The sequence below is a fragment of the Helicobacter pylori genome, from assembly GCF_003638305.1.
Classification (GTDB): Bacteria; Campylobacterota; Campylobacteria; order Campylobacterales; family Helicobacteraceae; genus Helicobacter; species Helicobacter pylori_DJ.
Window position 1 is genome coordinate 15,056 of the sequence record NZ_MVYP01000013.1, and the last position, 21,241, is coordinate 36,296.

18 protein-coding genes and 2 pseudogenes are annotated in these 21,241 nt (G+C 38.1%); 4 read left to right on the forward strand and 16 right to left on the reverse strand.

The genetic code is table 11. The annotated features are described in order from the left end of the window. Positions 1-11 precede the first annotated feature (11 nt). The 10 genes and pseudogenes from EAL04_RS06320 to EAL04_RS06360 all read right to left on the reverse strand — a co-directional run bounded on the left by EAL04_RS06320 (position 12) and on the right by EAL04_RS06360 (position 10,279). Entirely contained in the window at positions 12-506 is a 495-nt protein-coding gene (locus EAL04_RS06320; protein WP_205585822.1) for a hypothetical protein, read from the reverse strand. Beyond that, the gene (gene mqnP / locus EAL04_RS06325; RefSeq protein WP_240454721.1) at positions 499-1,341 is read right to left on the reverse strand and encodes a menaquinone biosynthesis prenyltransferase MqnP; all 843 of its coding nucleotides are present in this window, start codon (positions 1,339-1,341) and stop codon (positions 499-501) included. Before mqnP ends, EAL04_RS06320 begins: the two co-directional genes overlap by 8 nt. 70 nt (positions 1,342-1,411) lie before the next feature. Further along, positions 1,412-2,725, reverse strand: a complete 1,314-nt coding sequence (locus EAL04_RS06330; protein WP_162982516.1) for a ComEC/Rec2 family competence protein — start codon at positions 2,723-2,725, stop codon at positions 1,412-1,414. Continuing rightward, positions 2,722-4,188, reverse strand: coding sequence for a replicative DNA helicase (locus EAL04_RS06335; protein ID WP_120974079.1), 1,467 nt, complete (start codon positions 4,186-4,188; stop codon positions 2,722-2,724). The genes EAL04_RS06330 and EAL04_RS06335 overlap by 4 nt, the downstream gene beginning before the upstream one ends. A gap of 10 nt (positions 4,189-4,198) precedes the next feature. Next, positions 4,199-5,593, reverse strand: a complete 1,395-nt coding sequence (locus tag EAL04_RS06340; protein ID WP_120974081.1) for an NAD(P)H-hydrate dehydratase — start codon at positions 5,591-5,593, stop codon at positions 4,199-4,201. Positions 5,594-5,595: 2 nt separating this feature from the next. Continuing rightward, positions 5,596-6,798 (reverse strand): copper-sensing histidine kinase CrdS, encoded by a 1,203-nt coding sequence (gene crdS / locus EAL04_RS06345; RefSeq protein ID WP_120974083.1) that lies wholly within the window; start codon positions 6,796-6,798, stop codon positions 5,596-5,598. Beyond that, positions 6,764-7,405, reverse strand: coding sequence for a copper response regulator transcription factor CrdR (crdR, locus tag EAL04_RS06350; RefSeq protein WP_108322083.1), 642 nt, complete (start codon positions 7,403-7,405; stop codon positions 6,764-6,766). Before crdR ends, crdS begins: the two co-directional genes overlap by 35 nt. Before the next feature lie 86 nt (positions 7,406-7,491). Further along, a complete protein-coding gene (locus tag EAL04_RS08140; RefSeq protein ID WP_240454723.1) occupies positions 7,492-8,673 on the reverse strand; it encodes a restriction endonuclease subunit R in 1,182 nt (393 codons plus the stop codon). Beyond that, positions 8,650-9,429: pseudogene (locus EAL04_RS08145) on the reverse strand (DNA methyltransferase); the annotation flags it as partial. The pseudogene EAL04_RS08145 and the gene EAL04_RS08140, both read right to left, overlap by 24 nt. Next, a complete protein-coding gene (locus tag EAL04_RS06360) occupies positions 9,416-10,279 on the reverse strand; it encodes a DNA-methyltransferase (RefSeq protein WP_021304183.1) in 864 nt (287 codons plus the stop codon). The gene EAL04_RS06360 and the pseudogene EAL04_RS08145, both read right to left, overlap by 14 nt. Positions 10,280-10,525: 246 nt before the next feature. Between EAL04_RS06360 and EAL04_RS08210 the strand changes: the two genes are divergently transcribed. From EAL04_RS08210 to EAL04_RS06375, 3 genes are read left to right on the forward strand one after another with little or no spacing between them, the layout of a single operon-like run. Further along, entirely contained in the window at positions 10,526-11,947 is a 1,422-nt protein-coding gene (locus EAL04_RS08210) for a DNA methyltransferase (RefSeq protein WP_120974087.1), read from the forward strand. Positions 11,948-11,955: 8 nt separating this feature from the next. Further along, the gene (locus EAL04_RS08215) at positions 11,956-12,984 is read left to right on the forward strand and encodes a DNA methyltransferase (RefSeq protein WP_120974089.1); all 1,029 of its coding nucleotides are present in this window, start codon (positions 11,956-11,958) and stop codon (positions 12,982-12,984) included. 10 nt (positions 12,985-12,994) lie between these two features. Beyond that, entirely contained in the window at positions 12,995-15,898 is a 2,904-nt protein-coding gene (locus EAL04_RS06375; protein ID WP_120974091.1) for a DEAD/DEAH box helicase family protein, read from the forward strand. Between the two features lie 50 nt (positions 15,899-15,948). Here the strand turns inward: EAL04_RS06375 and mreC are convergent, their stop codons facing one another. Genes mreC through fabZ form a run of 5 tightly spaced genes read right to left on the reverse strand, consistent with a single transcriptional unit; the run spans position 15,949 to position 20,427 of the window. Further along, complete coding sequence (gene mreC / locus EAL04_RS06380) at positions 15,949-16,695, reverse strand: rod shape-determining protein MreC (protein ID WP_120974093.1); 747 nt, start codon at positions 16,693-16,695, stop codon at positions 15,949-15,951. Positions 16,696-16,698: 3 nt separating this feature from the next. Further along, positions 16,699-17,742: a rod shape-determining protein gene (locus tag EAL04_RS06385; protein ID WP_000577745.1), complete on the reverse strand. Its 1,044-nt coding sequence runs from the start codon at positions 17,740-17,742 to the stop codon at positions 16,699-16,701. A 42-nt stretch (positions 17,743-17,784) separates the two neighbouring features. Then, positions 17,785-19,131 carry an ATP-dependent protease ATP-binding subunit ClpX gene (gene clpX / locus EAL04_RS06390; RefSeq protein ID WP_120974095.1) on the reverse strand — a complete coding sequence of 449 codons (1,347 nt, stop codon included), beginning with the start codon at positions 19,129-19,131 and terminating at the stop codon, positions 17,785-17,787. A gap of 1 nt (position 19,132) precedes the next feature. After that, entirely contained in the window at positions 19,133-19,945 is an 813-nt protein-coding gene (gene lpxA, locus EAL04_RS06395) for an acyl-ACP--UDP-N-acetylglucosamine O-acyltransferase (protein WP_060871255.1), read from the reverse strand. A gap of 2 nt (positions 19,946-19,947) precedes the next feature. Continuing rightward, positions 19,948-20,427, reverse strand: coding sequence for a 3-hydroxyacyl-ACP dehydratase FabZ (gene fabZ / locus EAL04_RS06400; protein ID WP_000438071.1), 480 nt, complete (start codon positions 20,425-20,427; stop codon positions 19,948-19,950). A gap of 47 nt (positions 20,428-20,474) precedes the next feature. On the opposite strand from fabZ, the pseudogene EAL04_RS08265 reads away from it, so the two are divergent. After that, a pseudogene (locus EAL04_RS08265) lies at positions 20,475-20,639 on the forward strand (flavoprotein oxidoreductase). Here the strand turns inward: EAL04_RS08265 and fliW are convergent. After that, positions 20,597-20,986, reverse strand: coding sequence for a flagellar assembly protein FliW (gene fliW, locus EAL04_RS06410; RefSeq protein WP_001861714.1), 390 nt, complete (start codon positions 20,984-20,986; stop codon positions 20,597-20,599). The pseudogene EAL04_RS08265 and the gene fliW overlap by 43 nt on opposite strands. Positions 20,987-21,241: the final 255 nt, after the last annotated feature.

Sequence of the window (21,241 nt, forward strand, 5' to 3'; positions counted from 1 at the left end):
ATTGCTCCCGTTCATAATTTCAAGCCTTTTCTTTCGCTATCAACAATGAAAGAATCGTAACGCTTAATATCTAAAGCGTGCATGCGAGTGATTTCTAAAAAATCTTTATCCCTAGCCACGCCAAAAAAGGCTAGGATTTTCCCCTCTAACACGCAACGCCCATAGTAAGTTTGAGGCACTATCAGGCTTTGTTTTTTCAGGCAAATGAGTCCATGCCCTAAAGCGATGATGCGGTTATTTTGCTCCAATTCAAGCAGGTTTTCTTTTAAAAGCAGGCTTTCTAATTTTTCTAGCTTGAAATACAGCGCTTTGAGCAATTCTAGAGTGTCATTTTCAACATTCAAGCGTGAAAAATCAAAGCCAGAATTTAACCAATCAAATTCTTCTAACACCGCTAAAGAGCGTTTACTTTTAGAAATAAACCTTTCATGAGAGAACGATAAATCGCACTGGACTAAGCGCGTTTCAAACCCTAAAGCTTGGGATCTTAAAACCAACTCATGCATGCTTAAACCCCACATCAAGGACAATAAAAATAAAAAACACCACCCCCAAATAGCCATTGCTCACAAAAAAGGCTTTAGGGATGTTTTTATAATCTCTGGCCACTAAGATCTGCTCATAGAGTAAGATCAAGGCTGAAACCCCTAAGCCCAAATACGCAAAAAGCCCCCCATGATAGCATTTCACAAAAAAAAGCCAACAGATCAGTGCTACAAAGTGTGAGAGCCTTGAAAGATTCAAGCACCATTTTTCCCCTAATTGGCTAGGAATGGAAAACAAGCCCCTTTCTTTATCAAACTCCATATCTTGTAAAGAATAGAGCAAATCAAACCCAGCCACCCATAACATCACCCCTAAAGCCAAAAAGACATTCCATAAAGGGATCGCTCCTAAAACCGCCACGCTTCCTGCAATGGGGGCCAAACCCAAAGCCAAACCCACGATAAAATGCGCCAAAGAAGAAAAGCGTTTGAAATACGAATACCCCCCTAAAATGATTAAAAAAGGTAACGAGAGCTTGAACGCTAAAGGGTTAATGAAATAGCTCACCCCCACGAATAAAAGGGCGTTTAAAGCGCTAAAAACCACCATGCCTTTAACGCTGATCCTACCATCCACGCTCGGGCGGTTTTTGGTCCTTGGGTTATCCTTATCAATATCCCTATCCACCAAGCGGTTAAACCCCATAGCGAAGTTTCTCGCCCCTAGTAAGGCTAAAAAACAAAGGATTAAGGTTTCTAACCCAAAAAAGAGCGTTTGATTTTTTTGATAGGAGCTTATGACCATAGCCATGAGTAAAAACATGCTAGAAAATATCGTATGCTCCAAAGCGACCAATTCGCTTAAAGCTTTGATTTGGTGCGTGATTTTTTTAAGCAATTATTTGATCCCTAATAAAATGACTTTTCTAACCCACAATTGAACTAGGCATTATAATATATTGATAGCAACAATACAAGAAAAAGCCCGCGCTTAAAACATTCATGCTTAAATAAACCTTAAAAAAACGCGCGCTCACAATCGTTAAAAATAAATGCGCCCCTAAAAGCCATAAGGGTGAAGAAACCGAAATCGTAGGGATGGTTAAAGGCATGCTTAGAATATTATCCAATAAAGACCCTAAACCCACCGCATGCAAGAACAAACTCAAAGGGAAAAACACGATAAAAATCAAGCCTAAAGGAATGCTAAAGAGCTGGTAGGGCGAAAACATAGGGAAAAAGGCATGCGCAACAATGAGCATGTTCAAAAACACTAACACGCTTAAAGCGATCGCTTGAAAAAATCGCATCCAAAAAGAAGAGGTTTTAAAAAAAATTTGAGTGTGTTTTAAAAATAAAAAGATATACCACACCCCACAAACAGAAAGCAAAAACCCCACGCTAAAAAGCAATTTAGGGAGTAACGCTATGGCGATACCGCACGCTAAAACCAAAAGTTTAAAACTCAAGATCCTTACCCCAAAAAAGCATGCCAAAAACCCTAATAAGCCCATTAAAAACGCCCTGAAAAAAGAGGGTAAAAAATCTAATAGCAATAAATACCCCAGCAAAAAAACCCACACCAAAACCCCTATATCATAAAAAGCGTTCCTGTAAGGGAAATAGCGTTTTTGTAAGGGGGTATAAAAAAGCGAAAAAAGAAAATACACGCTCATGCTCAAAATCCCTAAATGAAACCCGCTAATGGCTAGTAAGTGGTTGATCCCTAGCGCGTTAGCCCTATCTCTTAAGTCTTTATTCAAGCTATCCCCTATGAATAACGCTCGATACAAATTACCCACCAAAGCGTTTTCATGAGCACTATCAATGAAATGGCGCAAATGCGATTTGAAATTGTGTTTTCGTGTTAAAGAAAAAGAATAAGTTTGAAAAAAGCATGATTTTAGAGACTCTAAGAACGAACAAGGCTTGATTTTGCCAAAAAATTGCACGTGGCGGTATTGGAGGTTTTTTAAAGGCTCTTTAATGGTGGTGTAAAAGATCATGCCCTTAGATTGGAGCTTTAAGACAAAATAGGTTTTTTGATCTTTCGTTTTAGGGTATTGTAATAAGATTTGAGCGTTCAGGCTTGTAGGTTTTGAAAAATCAAGCTTTTGGTAATTCAAGTATTCTAAACAAAGGTTGATCGCCAACAAAAGGCTTAAAATAACCCCACACCATAAGTATTCTTTGGGGGTTGAAAGAAGTTCAAACGCCCCATGAAAGGTTTTATCTTTCAAGTTGTAACTATATCATAATTTATTTTAGTTTCTTGCCCCTCTTCTAAATGAGAATCCATAGGCATGTCTTCATAGCGCGTGAAAGGAGCGTTAAAGCGCGTATAAACCGTTCCTGTAGCCCCATTCCTGTTTTTAGCCACAATGATTTCAGCTTCTTCAATACTGCCATTTTGCTTGTGGATACGCCTTTCTTCATTCACTTTTAGGTGCAACTCTTGCGCTTCTTCAACCTTGCCTTCTTTTTTGAGTTTGTCTATTTTGTTGTCTTCAGCCCTCATTTGATAGATATAGCCTCTATACAAAAATAAAACAATATCAGCGTCCTGTTCAATCCCTCCGCTGTCTTTAATATCCGAAAGGATGGGCCGTTTATCGTCTCGATTTTCCAGGCTGCGGTTGAGTTGCACTAACGCTATGATAGGGATTTCTAATTCTCTGGCTAAGGTTTTAAGCTCCCTTGAAATTTCAGCGATTTGCTCATGGCGCTCTTTAGTGGCTTTGCTCCCTGACATGAGTTGCAAATAGTCAATAAAAGCGATACCCAATTCCTTGTGTTGGGATTTAAGCTTTCGCAGTTGCAAGCGGATTTGCTCTATTCTCACATAACTTTTATCGTAGAAAAAGAGTTTTTTTTGCGAAAGGTGATCAAAGCATTTGGCTAAATTTTCCCATTGATCATCATCAAGCCTTGCGCTCTCTAAATCATGCATGTTAATAGAAGTGAGATCCGATAACGCCCTTAAAGCGAGTTGCTCTGCGGACATTTCCAAACTAAAAACCGCTACCCCCCTATCGTCATTGAGTGCAGCTAAGACCATGTTCATCATCAAACTGGTTTTACCCATAGACGGCCTTGCCCCTATAATGACCAAACTCCCCTTATTGAAACCGCTCGTATAATTATCCAATTGGACAAAGCCAGTCGGTATGCCAGTAACTTCCAAACTCCCTTTTCTTTGGTTTTCTGTAATGAGATTCATTGCGCTTTCAAGCACTTCTTTAATATCCCTAAAGCCCTCAATCGTGCTGCCATTCAATAACGCATAGACTTCTCGCTCCACAGCGCCTAAAATATCGCTGGATTTTTGCGCACTTTCTAGGGCTTGCTCTCTAATGGTGTTAGCCAAGCCAAAAAGTTTTCGTTTAATGGAGGCGTTTTTAATCTCTTCCACATAGGCTTCAATATTATCTATGGGGCTTGCCGCAAAAATAGCGACTAGATCTTCTTCTTCGATTTTCTTATCTTTAGGCATTTTTTGGCGGATAAAGTTCTCATCAATGGGGCAATCTTCTTCATGCAGTTTTAAAGCGATTTCAAAAAACAAGCCGTTAGGCGGGTAGTAAAAGTCGCTAGGCTCTAAAACGCTATGGACCTCTTCAATCTTATGATTGGCCAACACAATGCCTGAAAGCACGATCCTTTCAATGTTTTGCAATTGCTGCAAATGCTTTAAATGATCCATTTTTATCCTTTTATAGTCGTTTGATCTTTTCTATCAAATCTAAGGGCGTTAAAGCGTAATTATTCTTAAATTCCAAACCCGCTAGGGCGTGCGCCAAACTTGCGTTAATAGCGGCGTCTAAAGGCGTGTAGTTTTGAGAAAGTAGGCTTACAATCAGCCCCGCTAACACATCGCCACTCCCTGCTTTAGCCAAAGCCACGCTCCCTAAAATGTTGATAAAAGTTCGCCCTTGATGAGCGATTAGGGTATTAGCCCCTTTTAAAAGCAAAACCACCTTGGGGTATTTTTGAGAAAAATCCCTTGCGATTTCTAGCTTATTGTCTAGTAATTCTAGCATGCTTATATTGATCCCCACTGATTTTAATAACGATAAAAACTCTTTAGGGTGAGGGGTTAAGATCACTTCTTTTTCTAAAGCTTGCAACACCTCTTTATGGTAAAAAACGCCCGCATCTAAAACGCATGGGGCTAATCCAAGCCACTTCTTAAAATCCTTTGGGATATTTTCTAACCCCATGCCAAGAGCGAACGCGCTGAGCTTTTTAGGGAAATTTTCGCAAAAAACCAATTCTAAAGGCTTGTTATTAGAAGTTATCTCGCATTCTAACGCTTGAACGCTCACCACCCCAGATCCAAAACTTAACGCGCTTAAAGCGCTCAATAACCCCGCCCCACTATGCTTACCTAAAAGCACATGCGCATGCCCATAATCGCCTTTGTGAGCGTTTTTTCTATCCCTTAAGGGCAGTTTGAGATCGCTTTTTTCTAGTAAAAAAGTCTCTGTTGGGATCTCATAAACTTGATTAAAAACCCCCAAATGCCCCACTTTCAATTCCCCTACATAGTCTTTAGCCCTATCGCTTAGTAAGCATGATTTGATAGCGCCCATGCTGATAGTCGTATCCGCCTTAAACGCCCTCTTATCCACCCTGCCTTTAGAATCTATCCCGCTAGGAATGTCGCAAGCGATTTTAAAACGCGCTTTTTGAGAAAGGCTTTCAAAGTTTAAAAACGGCTCTAATTCGCCCTTAAAAGCGCTCCCTACCACGCAATCTACTAACACATCGCATTCTAAATCTTCATTCTTTTCTTCCCATGCTTTGATGGCTACCCCTACTTTTTTAGCCCTTTCTTTTTGCAATTGGCACATGGGGCTTTTGGCTAATTTCATTTCAAAAACTAGCGTTTTAAAACGCCCCACTAAACGCCTGGCTAGAGCATAGCCATCGCCTCCGTTATCCCCACTCCCACAAAGGATAATGACTTTAGCGCCTAGAGAAGCGTTTTTTAAAACCGCCCTTTCTAAAGCCATAGCGGCGTTTTCCATTAAAATGTCTTCGCTTAAAAGCCATTCTTCAAGCGCCCTTTTGTCTAGGGCATTCACTTTTTCATACACTGAAAGCATTTTTATCCTTGGAAATGAATACAGAACGAATTTTCATGAAACGATCCTTTTAAAGAGGGTTCGCTATGAATTTCTAAACGCATTTTATACTTTTCACACACTTTTTTCACTAAATCTAACCCTATACCATAACCCAACACGCTAGAATTGAAACGCGCGTAACGAACGCTCAAATCTTTAATCTTATCTTTAGGGATTTCATACCCTAAATTTTTCACTTTCAAAAACTCAGGCGTTAGCTCTATGTGGATATACCCATGCATGACGCTGTATTTGATCGCATTCATGAGCAAATTGCTATAAAGCGAAAGGAAATCCTGCTCTTTAGCCTTCAATTCCACTCCCACCAAATCGCTTTTAAATTCCAGCTTGTGGTAGTCTATCATCTCGCTAAAAAGCGTGTTTTCTTTGGTAATTAGGGCTTTTAAATCCAAAAGCACAAAGGATTCGCGCTCAATATCTTGCATCACTAAATAAGAGAGCGAGCGGTATAAAAAGCTCATGCGCTGGATAGCGATTTTAATGCGGCGGTGTTGTTGGCTGTCTTCTAGGGTTTTTAAAGACAAGACTAAAGCGCTCATGGGGGTGTTTAATTCATGCGTGGTGTTTTTTAAAAAATGATCGATGCGAATGATTTCATTCCTAATGGGCTTTAAAAACAAACGCCCCAAAAACACAGAAACCCCTATCACGCATAAAAACGCTATGACAAACACTAAAACAATATTGCGATACAAAGAAGAAAAATGAAGGGGTTTAGAATTTTTAAAAAGCATTTTAGCCACGCCTAAATGGGCGAAAGTTTCATCGCTGAACAGGTAATATTCCCCCTTAAAACTAAAAAAACCCGCCTCTTTATGGGTTTTAATCAGATCCGCACTTTCAGGGATATTAGAATATAAAACACGCTTTTTACTATCAAAAAGCGCTATGGAAGCGTCTTTATAGCGTGAAATGAGGGCGTTTAAAGCGTTTTGGTAATCCGCATGCGTTTGCATGTGCAAGGCAACCACTTCACTAGCGATCTTGGAAGCCATTTTGTCCATGTCCATGCGTATCATTTTGATTTTTTCGTTTTTTTCATAGTTAAACGCTAAAACGCTAATCACTAGCATTAACACAAACGAAGAGCCTAAATAAGCCCCTAAAAAGAGCTTGAGGGATTTTTTTTCATAGTGGGTTAAAGCGATAGCCCACCCCCTTATGCGTTTCTATGCAATTTTTACCCAAAAGCTTGCGCAACACTTTAATGTAAGTGCGTAAGGTGGAATCATCAATCGCTTGTTCCCACAAGTTGTTTTCTAACGCTTGAGAGCTGATGATTTGCCCTTTATGCTCTAAAAAGTATTCTAAAAGTTGTGCGGTTTTGGGCGCTAGGATTTCCTTTTTCCCTTTAATATCCAAAGAATGTTGGTGATAAAAAATGTTAGGCATAATTTCTATGGGATCATCATTGAAAAACCTTTTAATACGCGCTTCCAATTCGTCCAAATCAAAAGGCTTTTTCAAATAATCGCTCGCTCCTAAATTAAAAGCGTTTTTTAAGGTAGTATTATCCTGTAAGGCGGTGATAAAAATCACAGGCGTAGAGATTAAAAAATCGTTTTTGATGCGCTTGAATAATTCCAAGCTATTCATTTCAGGCACTTGCACGTCTAAAAGCAAGAGGTTAAAACGCTCAACAGAGAGCCTTTCATAAGCCTCTTTCCCATTAAAAGCGCAAAACACTTCATAGCCTAAATGCTCTAAAAATTCCTTAACGCTCTCGCTTAAAAGGTAATCGTCTTCCAGTAAAAAAATCTTTTTTTGCATGGGGTATTGTAGCGCTAATTCTATAGCCTTTATACCAAAAGCGGTTATGAAAAACGCTCCCTTAAAAAAGACACCGCTTTATTTTATCAGCCGTTTTTAGAATATAATAAATCTTTATTGTATTTCAGCATGACATTTTGTAAATCAAGTTTATATAACACATTTTCAATATAAGTAAAATAAAGGCTTTCTTGTTCTTCTTTTAAGCCTTTAGATAAAATCACATCGCAATTTTCAAAATACAAACAAATATGTTTATTTTGCGTTTGAGATATCTTCGCATGGTTAAAAGCGTCAATATAGATTAAATTTTCCCATTTATCCAAAAGATCAAACTCTTCTACAGAGCGGGCCAAGCATAAAGGCACAATATGGTGCAACTCAAAACCCTTTTCTTTTTTAACGCCATGTTTTTCAAAATAAAGGGCTTTTTCTTTAATGGAGCGTTTGAGCTTTTTATCGTTTTGTTTGTTTTCTTCATTGAGCGTTTTTAAAATAAGCCTCTCTTTATTGGTTTCAAAAAACACGCTTTGTTCTAGCAAGCTAAAAATTTGTTGGGCTTGATTTTTCCAATTATGATAATCTCTCTTGTCTAACTTATTCCCATCAAAATGATTAGGATTGCAATAATTTTGCACTAACTCTTTTAATTTTTCTTTTTGGATACGGCTTAAACTCCTATACTCTCTAACATATTCTATAATTTCACTTCTAGTAAAATTTTCAATATTTAAAAATGTAACAAAAAACATCATTTCTTCAATGTCTAAATAATGATTTTCAAGCTCTATCATCACCTCTCTGCATTCTGCCCCAAAACCCTGTAAAAGATTTTCTAAAGCTTGCGTGTAACAAAAATTTTTTCTTAACAAATCCTGCGCGTTTAAAAATTCTATGGCTAAGGGAGTTAAACTGATATATTTAATATTGCTTTGGATGTAGGGGTTTGTAGGTTCTTTATTTTTATTGTAGCGTTCAATCAACCCCATTCTATGCATATCCACAAAAAGATTTTTTCTCAAGCTATCTTGGGTTACTTGATTCTTTTTTCCTAAATTATCTTGAGGCATTTCAGACTTACAGATATTATCAACCACTTTTGCATAAACCTCTTCGCCTATGATATTGCTAGGGCGTTTGCTCATATCGGTGGTGCGGATTTGCAAAAAATCTTCTCCCACTTCATTGAAAATAGCTTGAATAATAATTTTAATTTTATTTTGATCGTAACGATTGTGTTGGGATTTGTATTCATTATACTTAAACATTTCCAAACTCTCATGCACATATTCAGCATGGCTCTCACACCCTATAAAATTACGCCCTAAACTTTTAGCCACTAAGCTAATCATGCCACTGCCGCTAAACAAATTTAAAATCAAATCGTTTTCATTGGAGCTAGCCTTTATCATGCGCTCAATGAGCGCTTTAGGTTTAATGCTAGGGTGTTTTGGCTTAAGGATTTTACCATTCTCTTTTTCAACATGCCTTTGTGAAGTGATTTCCCACACATCAAGGCATAATTTGCCCTTAGGGTTGGGGAACCAGCGTTTGTTGTTTTTTAAAATCCCCTTACTTTGAGCATGCTTGATGCGTTCAGTAGATTCATAAGCGGTGTGCACTTCATCGGCATTAAAGGTGTAGTTTTTCTTGTGCATGCTATAAAATAAAATGCTTTCTTGCACGTGGTTATAACGCTTTTTGGCGTTGGCAAACCCATCTTTTTTAACCCAAGTGATAAAATTTAAAAAATGCGCTTTTTTTTGGCACAAATACGCTAAAAATAAAGCGCAATTAAAGGGGGTATTAAAAATATAAAAACTCCCCGTATCTTTGATTTTGGGTAGCACTTTATCAATCCAAGCGTAAGAAAATGTTAAAAACTCTTCATCATTTTTAAAACTATCCCATGAAGCAATTTTAAGATTGTAAGGAGGATCAATAATGGCTAAATCAACGCTTTTATCTTCTAATTTGTCTAAAAATGTGAAAACATCTTCTATATAAATCTTATTCAAAATCAAACAAGTTTCCTAATTTTTGCTCAATCAAGGGCTTATAATTTTCATAGAGTTCATAACCTATAAAATTTCTTTTTAAAAGCTTTGCTTCTCTTAAGGTTGTCCCACTCCCGCTAAATGGATCTAGAACCACATCGCCCACGCAACTATACAATCTAATCAAACGCCTTGCTAATTCAGCCGGCATTAAAGCCGCATGCTTACCAAAAGCAATATCGTTTTTATTAGGGATTGGGATTTCCCAAATTTGTTTGGTAAATTCCACCCATTCCTCTTGAGTCAATTGGCTTTGTTCTTTTTGCTCCTCTGTGGGTTGTTTGGGCTTGCCGTCTTTGACAAACACGCCGATAAATTCTATAGTATTTTGCGCATAAAAATTTCTAGGATAAGGGTAGCTCCCAAACATCAATCTTTTAGTAGGATTTGCGCGTTTCCAAATATAGACATCTAGTAAGAACATTTTAGGCTTGTTTTCTAGCGTATTATTTAAATCATGCAAAATGGAGTGTTGAATATCAGCATGCAAATCAAAGATATGGCGGTTATAGTGCGTGTTTAAAACCTTTTTAAGCATGGGCATTAAAGGCACATTGATACATAGCTTACCATTGGGTTTTAGCGCTCTGTAGCACTCAAGCCAAACTTTTAAAAGACCTAAAAGATAATCTTCATATTTTTCTAACGCCCCTAAATCTTCAACATGTTGGGCTGAATGCTGTAAATCTTGTGTGCCATTTTTCGTGTAATCTTTGATGTTGAAATAAGGCGGGCTTGTGATGATCAAATCCACGCTATTATCTGGCACTTCATTCATGTTGGTGCTGCTATGATAAAACACTTTATTGATATTCAATCTTATTTTTACCTTTTATTAAACTTCAATGGGTTTCACAGAGACAATTTTACAATGAAATAGGGGTATTTTAAAAAAATGAGTCAGTCAAGGCAATCTAAAATTTCAACAAGCCAAACGCCTTAACGCTCTCGCTTAAAAGGTAATCGTCTTCTAGTAAAAAATCTTTTTTTTGCATGGGGGTATTGTAGCGCTTAATGGGTGGGCTTTGTTATAATACTTTCCATATTTTTAAGGAGCGTGATAATGAAAACGAGCGAAGCGCAATTTTATGAAGTTTTAGAAAACCTTTTCATAGGCGTTAAGATTGAAGACCAACAAGAAAGCCTTTTAGATCCTAACGCTAGAGTGCTAAAAAGTGGCATGATCAATCTCATGAAGGCTAAAAGCCAGTATTACCACAATAAAAAACAAGAATTAAAAAAACTCATTGATTTAAAATGCCAAGATAACAACGATCTCAAAGAAGAATTGTTTGACAAACTCTATAGCTTTTTCAAGCGTTATTTCAGCGCTAATGGAGGGATTTATTTCAACGACACGCCCCTTTATGACAGCCTTTATACCAAAAGCGATTATGAAAAATGCTCCCTTAAAAAAGACACCGCTTTATTTTATAAAACCAAAGATCTCTATTATGTGAAAAGCGAAACGATTTATAAGGATTTTTGCTTTGAATTAGAGGGTATTCTTTTTAACTTTGACACTTCTTTACTAGAAAGCAAAAAGTATAATGAAAAAGTGGATTTAATCTTTGATTTAAAAGATATAGACACAAAAACTAACACCTTGAATTTTAGCGTTACTCTTAGCAGTAAGGGGACTCAAACAAAAACGAATGAAATCCTAAAAGAATGCTCCAATCAAGGCGTCAAACTTGATGAAGAAATTTTAAAAAAAGCGTTTGTGAAATTCAAAAAGCAAGGCAGCATGGATTATTTCATCCATAAAAACGCGCTAGGGTTTTTAAAAGAGCAATTGGATTTGTATTTGTTTGAATACCTTTTTAAAGAAATGACTGCATTTGATTTAAAACGCCTTAATGAGATCAACACCATTAAAGAAGTGGCGTTGCAAGTGATTGCATTAGTGAGCGAGTTTGAAAACGAACTCTGTAAGATTTGGAACAAACCCCGCTTGGTGTTAAACTCGCATTTCATCGTGAGCCTAGACAAACTCAAAGCTAAAAACTACGATTTGAATAAAATCACAACCCACCCAAACTACCCCAAACAAGTTAAAGAATGGCAAGACTTGAATTTAAAAATTACAGACAATCTTTTAGAAAACGAGTTCTTACCCCTAGACACCCTCTATTTTAAAGATTTAGAAGAAGAGATTAAAAGCTTATTCAATGAATATGAAATCAACGGCACGCTCATTAAAAGCGAAAACTACCAAGCCCTAAACTCTCTTAAAAACCGCTATAAAGAAGCCATTGATTGCATTTATATTGATCCGCCTTATAACACGCAAAACAATGAATTTGTTTATGCGGATAATTTCAAGCGCTCCAGCTGGCTTACCATGATGGAAAACCGCTTGGAGCTTGCACATGCCTTATTGAATGATAAAGGCGTAATGTTTGTGAGCATTGATGATAACGAACAGGCTTACTTGAAAACGCTCATGGACGAAGTCTTTAATGGGGGGGTGATAACTTTGTAGCTGATTTCATTAGAAAAACTAAAAGCACGACTAATGACGCTAAAACGGGCGTCAATTACCAACATGAATTTTTACTCTGTTATGCGAAAAATAAAGAATTTGTCAATCTCTTGGGAGGAGAAAAGAATTTAGAAAATTACAAAAACCCCGATAACGACCCTAATGGAGCGTGGATTAATGATAACCCTAGTGCGAAAAGTGGGAATATGAAAACAGGGTATTTTGGAGTTACTAACCCTTACACAAACAAAGTGGATTATCCCCCTGTAGGTAGGTTTTGGCGTTTTTCGCAAAATACGATACAAAAACACATTGATGAGGGGCGGATTTGCTTTAAAAAAGAGCATAAGGATAATGAAAGGGGCTTTATTTACAAACGCTATTTGAAGGATTTAAAAACCACAAAAAAGACTTTTGATAGTTTGATATTTAGCGATAATTGTTATATGAACCAAGTGGCAACTAAAGAATTGATTTCTTTAGGGTTTGCTGAAATATTTAAAAACGCTAAACCTGAAAGTTTAATCGCTACAATTTTAGAACACGCTACCCAAGAAAACGATCTCGTGTGCGATTTTTTCGCTGGGAGCGGGACGACTTGCACGGTGGCGCACAAGTTGAAAAGGAAGTATATCGGTATTGAAATGGGGGAGCATTTTGAGCGCGTGATTTTGCCTCGCCTTAAAAAGGTTATAGGCGGTTTTAAAAGCGGCGCGCTCAAAGAATTTAATAAAGGTGGGGTAATCAAAGTTTATGAATTAGAAAGCTATGAAGAGATTTTAAGAAAAATCAAGTATGAAGACAACGACAAACCCCTAGCGTATGATGAACAATACAGCGATTTAGTGGGATGCAAAAACGAATCTTACACGCTCAATGTAGAAGCGCTAGAAAAAATGGGCGTGGATATTAAAGAGACTTTGGAAAATTTACACGGCGTTGGAGTGGAGTTTTTCAACGAAAAAGTGGTGAAATTTAAAGGGAATGATAAAGAAGTAGAAATTTTAAAAGCGTTAAAAGAAGCGCTCATTTGGTAAGGAGGAAATCATGGCAAAGAAAAAACAAGAAGTAAGGAATAATGAAATTTTTGTCGCTCAAAAACTCGCTGAAGAGGAATTGGACACTAATAAGATTAACGATCCGTTAGAAATGCTAGACTTTAAAAGCTTTGATAATAATAAGGAGCTTTTAGATTACCAACAGCAAGCTTTGATCAACGCTTTTAGAATGCTTGCCGCTTATTTTAGAGATTTCAAAGAAAATAAAAAAGAATTTTACGCTTTTTATCAAAAACATTATTCATTCGCTAATTGCGATTTCGCTAAAAAGAAACTCAATCCTTTGTTAAAGAGCCATTTTAAGGTAGAAAATCATTGCGTGCGTTTTGAAAATTTCATCAACCGCCTAGCCTTTTACATGGCCACAGGGAGCGGTAAAACGATCGTCATTATCAAACTGGTAGAGCTTTTAAGCGTGGCTATAAGAATGGGTTTGATCCCTAAGAAAAATATCATGTTTTTTAGCGCGAATGAAAATCTGATCCAGCAATTTAAAAAAGAAATTGAAAAATACAACCGGAGTAAAGACTATTCCAAACAGATTGATTTCAAAAACCTTAAAAGCGTTACTAATAAGGATTTTTACCACTCTCCAAAAGATTTTTTTCAAAAAATCGCTCTTTTTTATTACCGCGCGGATTTAATGAATGATGAAGAAAGCAAGGAAAACCTTTTAGATTATAAGGATTGTTGGGATAATGGGGAAAACTATGTGATTTTAGATGAAGCGCATAAGGGGAACAAGTCTGAAAGCAAAAGACAGGCTATTTTTAGTCTGCTGTCTTTAAAAGGGTTTTTATTCAATTTCAGCGCCACTTTCACCGAAGAGAGCGATCTCATCACTGCGGTGTATAATTTGAGCGTGGGCGAGTGGGTGAAACTTGGCTATGGCAAAGAGTCTGTTTTATTAAAGAAAAACAACTTAAACGCTTTTAAGGAATTGAAAGATTTAAACGATAGGGAAAAAGAAATCGCGCTTTTAAAAGCGTTATTGCTTTTAGGCATGCAAAAACGCTATCAAACAGAAGGCTATTTTTACGACCCTTTAATGCTCGTGTTCACGCATTCTGTGAACGTGGAAAACAGCGATGCGGAAATCTTTTTTAAAACTTTAGCGCGCGTGATTGAAAACGACGATGGAAGCGATTTTTTAAAGGCTAAAGACGATTTATTAGAGGAATTAAAGAATCCGGAATTTCTTTTTAGCGATGGCAAAGATCAAGACTATAAGATTAAAGTTTTTAAAGAGGGTTTAAAAAGCATGGATTTTAAGGGCTTAAAAGAAGAAGTTTTTTATGCCAGTAACGGGCATATTGAAGTGATTATTAACCCTAAAAACAACCAAGAAATCGCTTTCAAGCTCAACACAAGCGATAAAGTCTTTTGCCTGATTAGAATAGGCGATATTACAGAATGGATTTGTGAAAAATTAAAGAGCGTGAAGGTGGTGAGTAAGAATTTGAGCTTTAAAGAAGAGAGCTATTTCAGCCAGATTGATAAGAGCAGTATCAATATTTTAGTGGGGTCTCGTGCTTTTGACACTGGGTGGGATAGCACAAGGCCTAGCGTGATTTTATTTTTAAATATAGGGCTTGATGATGACGCTAAAAAGCTGGTGAAACAATCTTTTGGCAGGGGCGTAAGGATTGAAAGCGTCAAAAACCAACGCCAAAGGTTAGCGTATTTAGACATAGATGAAGCCATTAAAGAAAAGTTGAAACCAAACGCTGCAATGCTGGAAACGCTTTTTGTGATACCCACCAACCATGCAAGCCTTGAAGCGATTTTAAAGTTCCAAAAAGAGAGCGAGAATGGAGGTGAGAATAGAGGCTCTTGGCGTGAAATCAAATTAGAAAAAACGCCCATAAAACACGCCTTATTCGTGCCTTGCTACCGAAAAGAACAAACCAACGCTCTTAAAATTTCTCCAAGCGCTTCGTTTAAAATGAGCGAAAAAAATTTTAAGGATTTAAAAGAGTATTTTCATTTAATGAGTGAAAAGCATTTTATTTTAAAGCATGAAATTTATAACCCTAAAGATTACGAGCTGTTAAAAGAAATGATACAAACAGCACATTTTAAAAAGGTATCAACCTGGCATTATAAAGATTTAGATTACATGATTTCTGAAATTAAAGGCAAGCTATACCCTAATCAAAAAGTGCCTAAAGACGAGTTTAACGCCCTAGATAATGAGAAAATCGTGCATTTTAAAAGGGTTAAAGTTAAGGCGGATAAAAAAGAAGCATTAATGAAAACCATCCAAGAAGTGGAAGAGTATGCGCCTTTGGATAAAGAAACTTTAAGAATGAAAATCGCGCAAGGCGAGATCGATCCTTATGATACAGACAAACACAAACAAGACAGAACATTCAAAGTTAATGATGCAGAGCTGTTAAAACTCAAAGAGCATTACTACACCCCTTTAATAAAAGCCAAAAACTGCGATTGGCTTAAGCATGTGGTTAAAGTAAAGAGCGAGAGCGATTTTTTAGAAGAGTTGTTAAAGATTACAGAAACGCTGCAAGAAAACTATGATTTTTGGGCGTTCAGCAAGATTGATGAGCATTTAGACAATTTGTTTATCCCTTATTTCAACGGCGCTGCAGAAAGGAAATTTTTCCCTGATTTTATCTTTTGGCTGCAAAAAGGCGGCACGCAGTTCATTTGCTTCATTGATCCTAAAGGGAGCAAACACACTGATTACGAACATAAGGCAGATGCGTATCAACTTTTTAAAGATAAGGTTTTTAACCCCAAAGACAATCCCAATCTCAAAATCAAAGTGGTTTTAAAATTTTATGGAAATAAGGATGATGTGGGGGAGCGTTATAGAGATGATTGGATTAAAGAAGGGGAATTAAAAGATTTTTTTCTAAAACAATTAGCCTAGTTTTATTGAAAGGGGTTAAAAATCCGCTTGAATCAGCCTTGAATAGAGCGCTAGTTTTTCACATCGCTTAAAAACACATGCCTTAAAAGTTTGGCTTCGCTTAAAAAAGCGTTTTTCAACACCGCGCTTTTATAAGTGTAATGATCTTCAATGCTTGAAACTTCGCCCACAAACACCCCCACTCCAAAAATCCCATCTAACCCGCTCGTTAGCACCTGATCGCCTATGTTGATTTCAGCGCTTGGGACAATGAAATCCACGATTAATTCTTGCTTGAAATTAGATCCTATGAAGCCTAGCACTTGATTTTTGCCTACCATCACGCTATAAGCGCACCGCTTGTGAGCGTTCAAAAACCCGTTCAAGCGCCCTTTTTCCAGCACGGCAATGCCTATGGCTTGATTGTGAGAGACAAGGCCATAAATCTTGTTTTCTTCTAAATTTACAATAGGGTTGAGAGAAACGCTGTGCGTGTCTTCTAAACTGATGAATGAAGTCATAAAAGTAGGGGTATAAGTCATTTTTGGATTTTCTAAAGGATAAATACTATTCAAACGCTCTTTCAAATCGGCGTTTTCTAGTTTTAAAGCTTCTAAAATCAAGCGTTCTTTTTGAAATTCCTTAATGTTTTGGGCTTGAAAAAAATACGCTTGAATGTTGTCTAATAAGCTGTTTTTAGCGCTCATCAAGGCGTTTTTAATCCGGTCGCTGATATAAGAAGAACTGCCTTTAATGTCTAAAAAATAAAAAATAAGAAAAATCCCTAAAAGCCAAAGGAATTTAAAATAAAAACGCATGCATTATTCACTAAAACCCACACGGCTGAGTAAATCCAAATCTTGTATGGCTTCCCCTGTGCCTTTGGCTACCGCCAATAAAGGCTCATCGCCCACATACACAGGGAGTTTAACCATATCGCTCAAATACTTGTCTAAGCCCTTAATCAAAGCCCCACCGCCGGTAAGCACCACGCCATTTTGCACGATGTCTCTCGCTAAATCCGGCTTCACCTCTTCAAGCACGCTCCTTAAAGCGCTAGAGATCTCCCTCACTTGATCTTTAATGGCTTCAAACACATCATCAGAGCTCAATTCAATCGTGTGCAACAGCCCGCTCACTTGATCCCTCCCTGACACTTCCATTGTGAGAGGCGGATCCAATTTGATCGCGCAACCGATTTCAATCTTAATCTCTTCGCCGGTGCGCTCCCCTATCAATAAATTGAATTTCTTGCGGATGTATTCCACGATGCTTTGATCCAATTTATCCCCAGCCACTCTAATGCTTTTAGAGATGACTAGCCCCCCAAGGCTGATCACACCAATTTCAGTCGTGCCGCCGCCAATATCCACAATCAAACTCCCTTGAGGCTCTTTGACCGGCAAGCCTGCCCCGATCGCGGCTGCCATAGGCTCTTCAATCAAAAAGACCTCTCTAGCCCCAGCGCTTAAAGCGCTCTCTTTAACCGCATTCCTTTCCACGCTTGTCAGCCCATAAGGCACGCACACCATGATGCGCGGTCGGATCCATGTTTTTCGTTTGTGCGCTTTTTCAATAAAATAGCGGATCATTTTAGCGGTAATGTCATAATCGGCAATCACACCATCTTTCATGGGGCGAATCGCTCTGATACTGTTAGGGGTTTTGCCTAGCATTTCCTTAGCCTCGCTCCCCACTGCCAAAATATCATAAGCTTTAGAATCAAACAATCCCATGCGCACCGCCACAATAGAAGGCTCATTGATAATAATGCCCTGCCCTTTGACCAACACGATCGTGTTAGCCGTGCCTAAATCTATGGCAATATCATGCGAAAACAAACCGATCAATTTGCTAAAAATCATGCCTTTTCTAATCCTTTATCGTTAAATTTATAAGCGTGTTCCTTAAGGAAGAATTTTAGAATGCGTTTTAGCAATGATCAAAGGTTCAGCCTGTTTTAAAACACAATCTTTAGTGATACGCACTTCCGATCCCTTAAGCTTGGGTAAATCAAACATAATATCCAAACAAAAATCTTCAATGATCGCCCTTAAGCCCCTAGCTCCGGTTTTTCGCTCTAAAGCGAGTTGAGCGATTTCTTTAATGGCTTCTTCTTCAAAGATCAAATCCACTTCATCCATTTTGAAAAGTTGTTGGTATTGCTTGATGAGAGCGTTTTTAGGTTTTTGCAAAATATCCACCATCGCTTCTAAACTGATGCTATCTAGCGTGCTTAAAACCGGCAAACGGCCAATAAGCTCAGGGATAAGCCCATAAGTTACTAAGTCATGGGTTTGGACTAAATGCAAGATCGCTTCTTGTTCTTTTTTGCTCATCTTTTCTTGAGTGAAACCCAACACATTTTGCGTGGTGCGTTTTTTAATGATTTCAGCTAACCCGTCAAACGCTCCGGCGCAAATGAATAAAATATCGCTCGTGTCAATTTGAATGAAATTGCCCTCAGGGTGCTTTCTGCCGCCTTTGGGGGGGATATTCACCAAAGAGCCTTCAACGATTTTCAACAACGCTTGCTGAACGCCCTCGCCAGAAACATCTCTAGTGATAGAGCGGTTTTCTGACAAACGGCTGATTTTATCAATTTCATCAATAAACACAATGCCTTTTTGGGCTTTTTGAACATTCCAATCGCTCGCTTGCAACAATCTTGTGAGAATATTTTCCACATCTTCGCCCACATAGCCCGCTTCAGTCAAGCTAGTCGCATCGCTAATGGCGATAGGAATATCCAAATGCTTGGCGAGAGTTTGCGCCATTAAAGTTTTGCCCGATCCTGTAGGGCCGATCAATAAAATATTAGACTTGCTCAACTCCACTTCTTCTAAATGTTCCAACTCCACATTGCTGTCTTGGTTGTCTTGTTTTTTGAGTTTTTCTTTAAAAGATAAGCGTTTGTAATGGTTATACACGGCTACGGAAAAAACCTTTTTAGCCTGCTCTTGCCCTATCACATAATTGTCTAAAACCGCCTTAAGCTCTTTAGGGGCTGGAATATGAGAGAGCAAAAACTCTTCTTCATAAGTGCTGGATTCCATTCGCCTCAATCGGTCTCTTTTGAGCGCCAATAAAGAATCCATTCTGTCGTATTTGTGCAATTCCCCATGCATCACATCTATACAATATTCGCACACGCACACATCTTTATTGAGATTGCTCGCAAAAATAATGCGGCGTTTTTTGGGATCTCTGGATTCTGGTTTTTTGCAAAAACTGCAATAAAGCGTTTCGTTCATGTTATTCCTCTTGTTTTTCTTCGCTAGAATATTCGCTTGACTTATACGCCACGCCCCTAGAACTCTCTAAAATAAAAGAGCAAATCTCTTTTACAAAAGGGTTATTGGCATGCTCTTCTAATTCTGATTTAGCGCTCTCTCTTAAAGAGGGGATAGGGCGGAACAACCTCTTATAAAGCGCATGGATAAAATCAATATCCTTACTCTCTAATAATTGGCGCATCCGGTGGCGGTTTAACCCCCTAATAAAAGCGCGATTGCCCTCTACGGTGCAATAAGGCGGCACGTCTTTGCCTAAAGCGCTCTTACCGGCTATCATGCACCCTTTAGCGATACGCACAAACTGATGGATTGCGGTAAGACCGCCAATATTGACATAATCGCCTATTTCAATATGCCCTGCTAAAGTTACGCCATTAGCCAAAATACAATGGCTGCCAATCACGCAATCATGAGCGACATGCACATAAGCCATGAGCAGGTTTTTATCCCCAATAAGGGTTTTTTTAATCCCCCCTTCAGTGCCGGGATTTATCATGCAAAATTCACGAATAAGGTTGTCTTCTCCAACAATCAGTTCGCTGTATTCGCCCTTGTATTTTAAATCTTGAGGCTGTGTGCCTAGCACGGCAAAAGGAAAAATTTCGGTGTTTTTCCCAATGAAAGTATGCCCTTGTAAGGTTACATTGTTATGGAGTTTCACGCCATCATCTAGTTTGACGCCATCTCCAATCACGCAAAATTCCCCAATTTCTACGCCCTTATTAATTTCAGCTTTAGGAGAGATGATGGCTGTTTTTGCAATCTTACTCATTTTTATTCTCTCTCTGCGATCATGGCTTTTAATTCGGCTTCAGCGACCACTTTGCCATCCACTTGAGCCGTGCCGCCCACTTGCCAGATCATGCCCTTATGCTTTAAGACTTCTAAATGGTATTCTAATCTGTCGCCTGGGGTTACAGGAATGCGGAATTTAACCTTATCAATTGTCATGAAATACACGATTTTTGTTTTGGCTATTTCAGGGTCAAACCCCCACAAGCTAGTGAAAGCTAAAAACCCTCCGCTTTGCGCCATGCCCTCTACGATCAAAACGCCCGGGAAAATGGGCTTATTAGGAAAATGCCCATTAAACACGTCTTCATTAAAAGTGATATTCTTATAAGCGACAATTTTTTGATTGGCTTGTAACTCTATAATTCTATCCACTAAGAGCATGGGATAGCGGTGAGGTAAAATCTGTAAGATATGCTCTATAAAAAATTGAGATTGTAAGTTTTGATGGCTTTGTTCCATAAAATAAACTCCTTGTTTTGGATTCAATTAAAGCGCCATTTTTAGCGTTGGTTATTCTAAAAAATAACCGCTATTATACCATAAGAAAACCGCTCGCTTGTTTTGCAAAAACGCCGATGCATTGCGCCATAAACTTAAAGAAACGCTTTACGCAGACACCGCTCATGCATCATTCATGCGTGTGGCTTAGAATATTCTCTCTTAAATGGTAGTGTGGGTATTTGTTAGAATCCAAAACCACTTGCCCCATGAGCTGCTTGTCCAAATTGAAAATTAAAGGGGCTAAATAATTCACGGTGGAAAGCTCAATGGGGGTTTGAACAACCATGATATTGGCGACTAGAACGCTCTTGGCTCCCTCTAATTCTAAAAGGATTTTTAAGGGGGTAGGCACTTCAAATTCGTATTTTCTTAAAGCAAAGGGATTAACCAGCGTGAAAGACACGACAGAATTGTCTTCTGCGCTATTCAAACGCAAAAAGATTTCATCAACCTTTTGCAAGTGCATTTTATGAATGGTTTCAAACCCTAATATAGGCGCTTTCACATCAAAAATCATAGGCGATTGCATTCCCTTTAAAAAAGCACAAAATCTTCTCCTTAAAGAATAAAAGACCGCCTTAAAACCAGCGCTCAATGATTTCTAAACTAAACTCCGTATTATATCAAACAATTTTGGTAAAATCAATTTTTGCTAGTTTTGGGTATAATCTCAATAACTTAATAACAATGAAAGCTTACTGAGTGAATATTTAAGGAGTGAAAGATGGGCAAAATAAAACCACAAATCAAGAAAAATAATCCCAGTAAATCT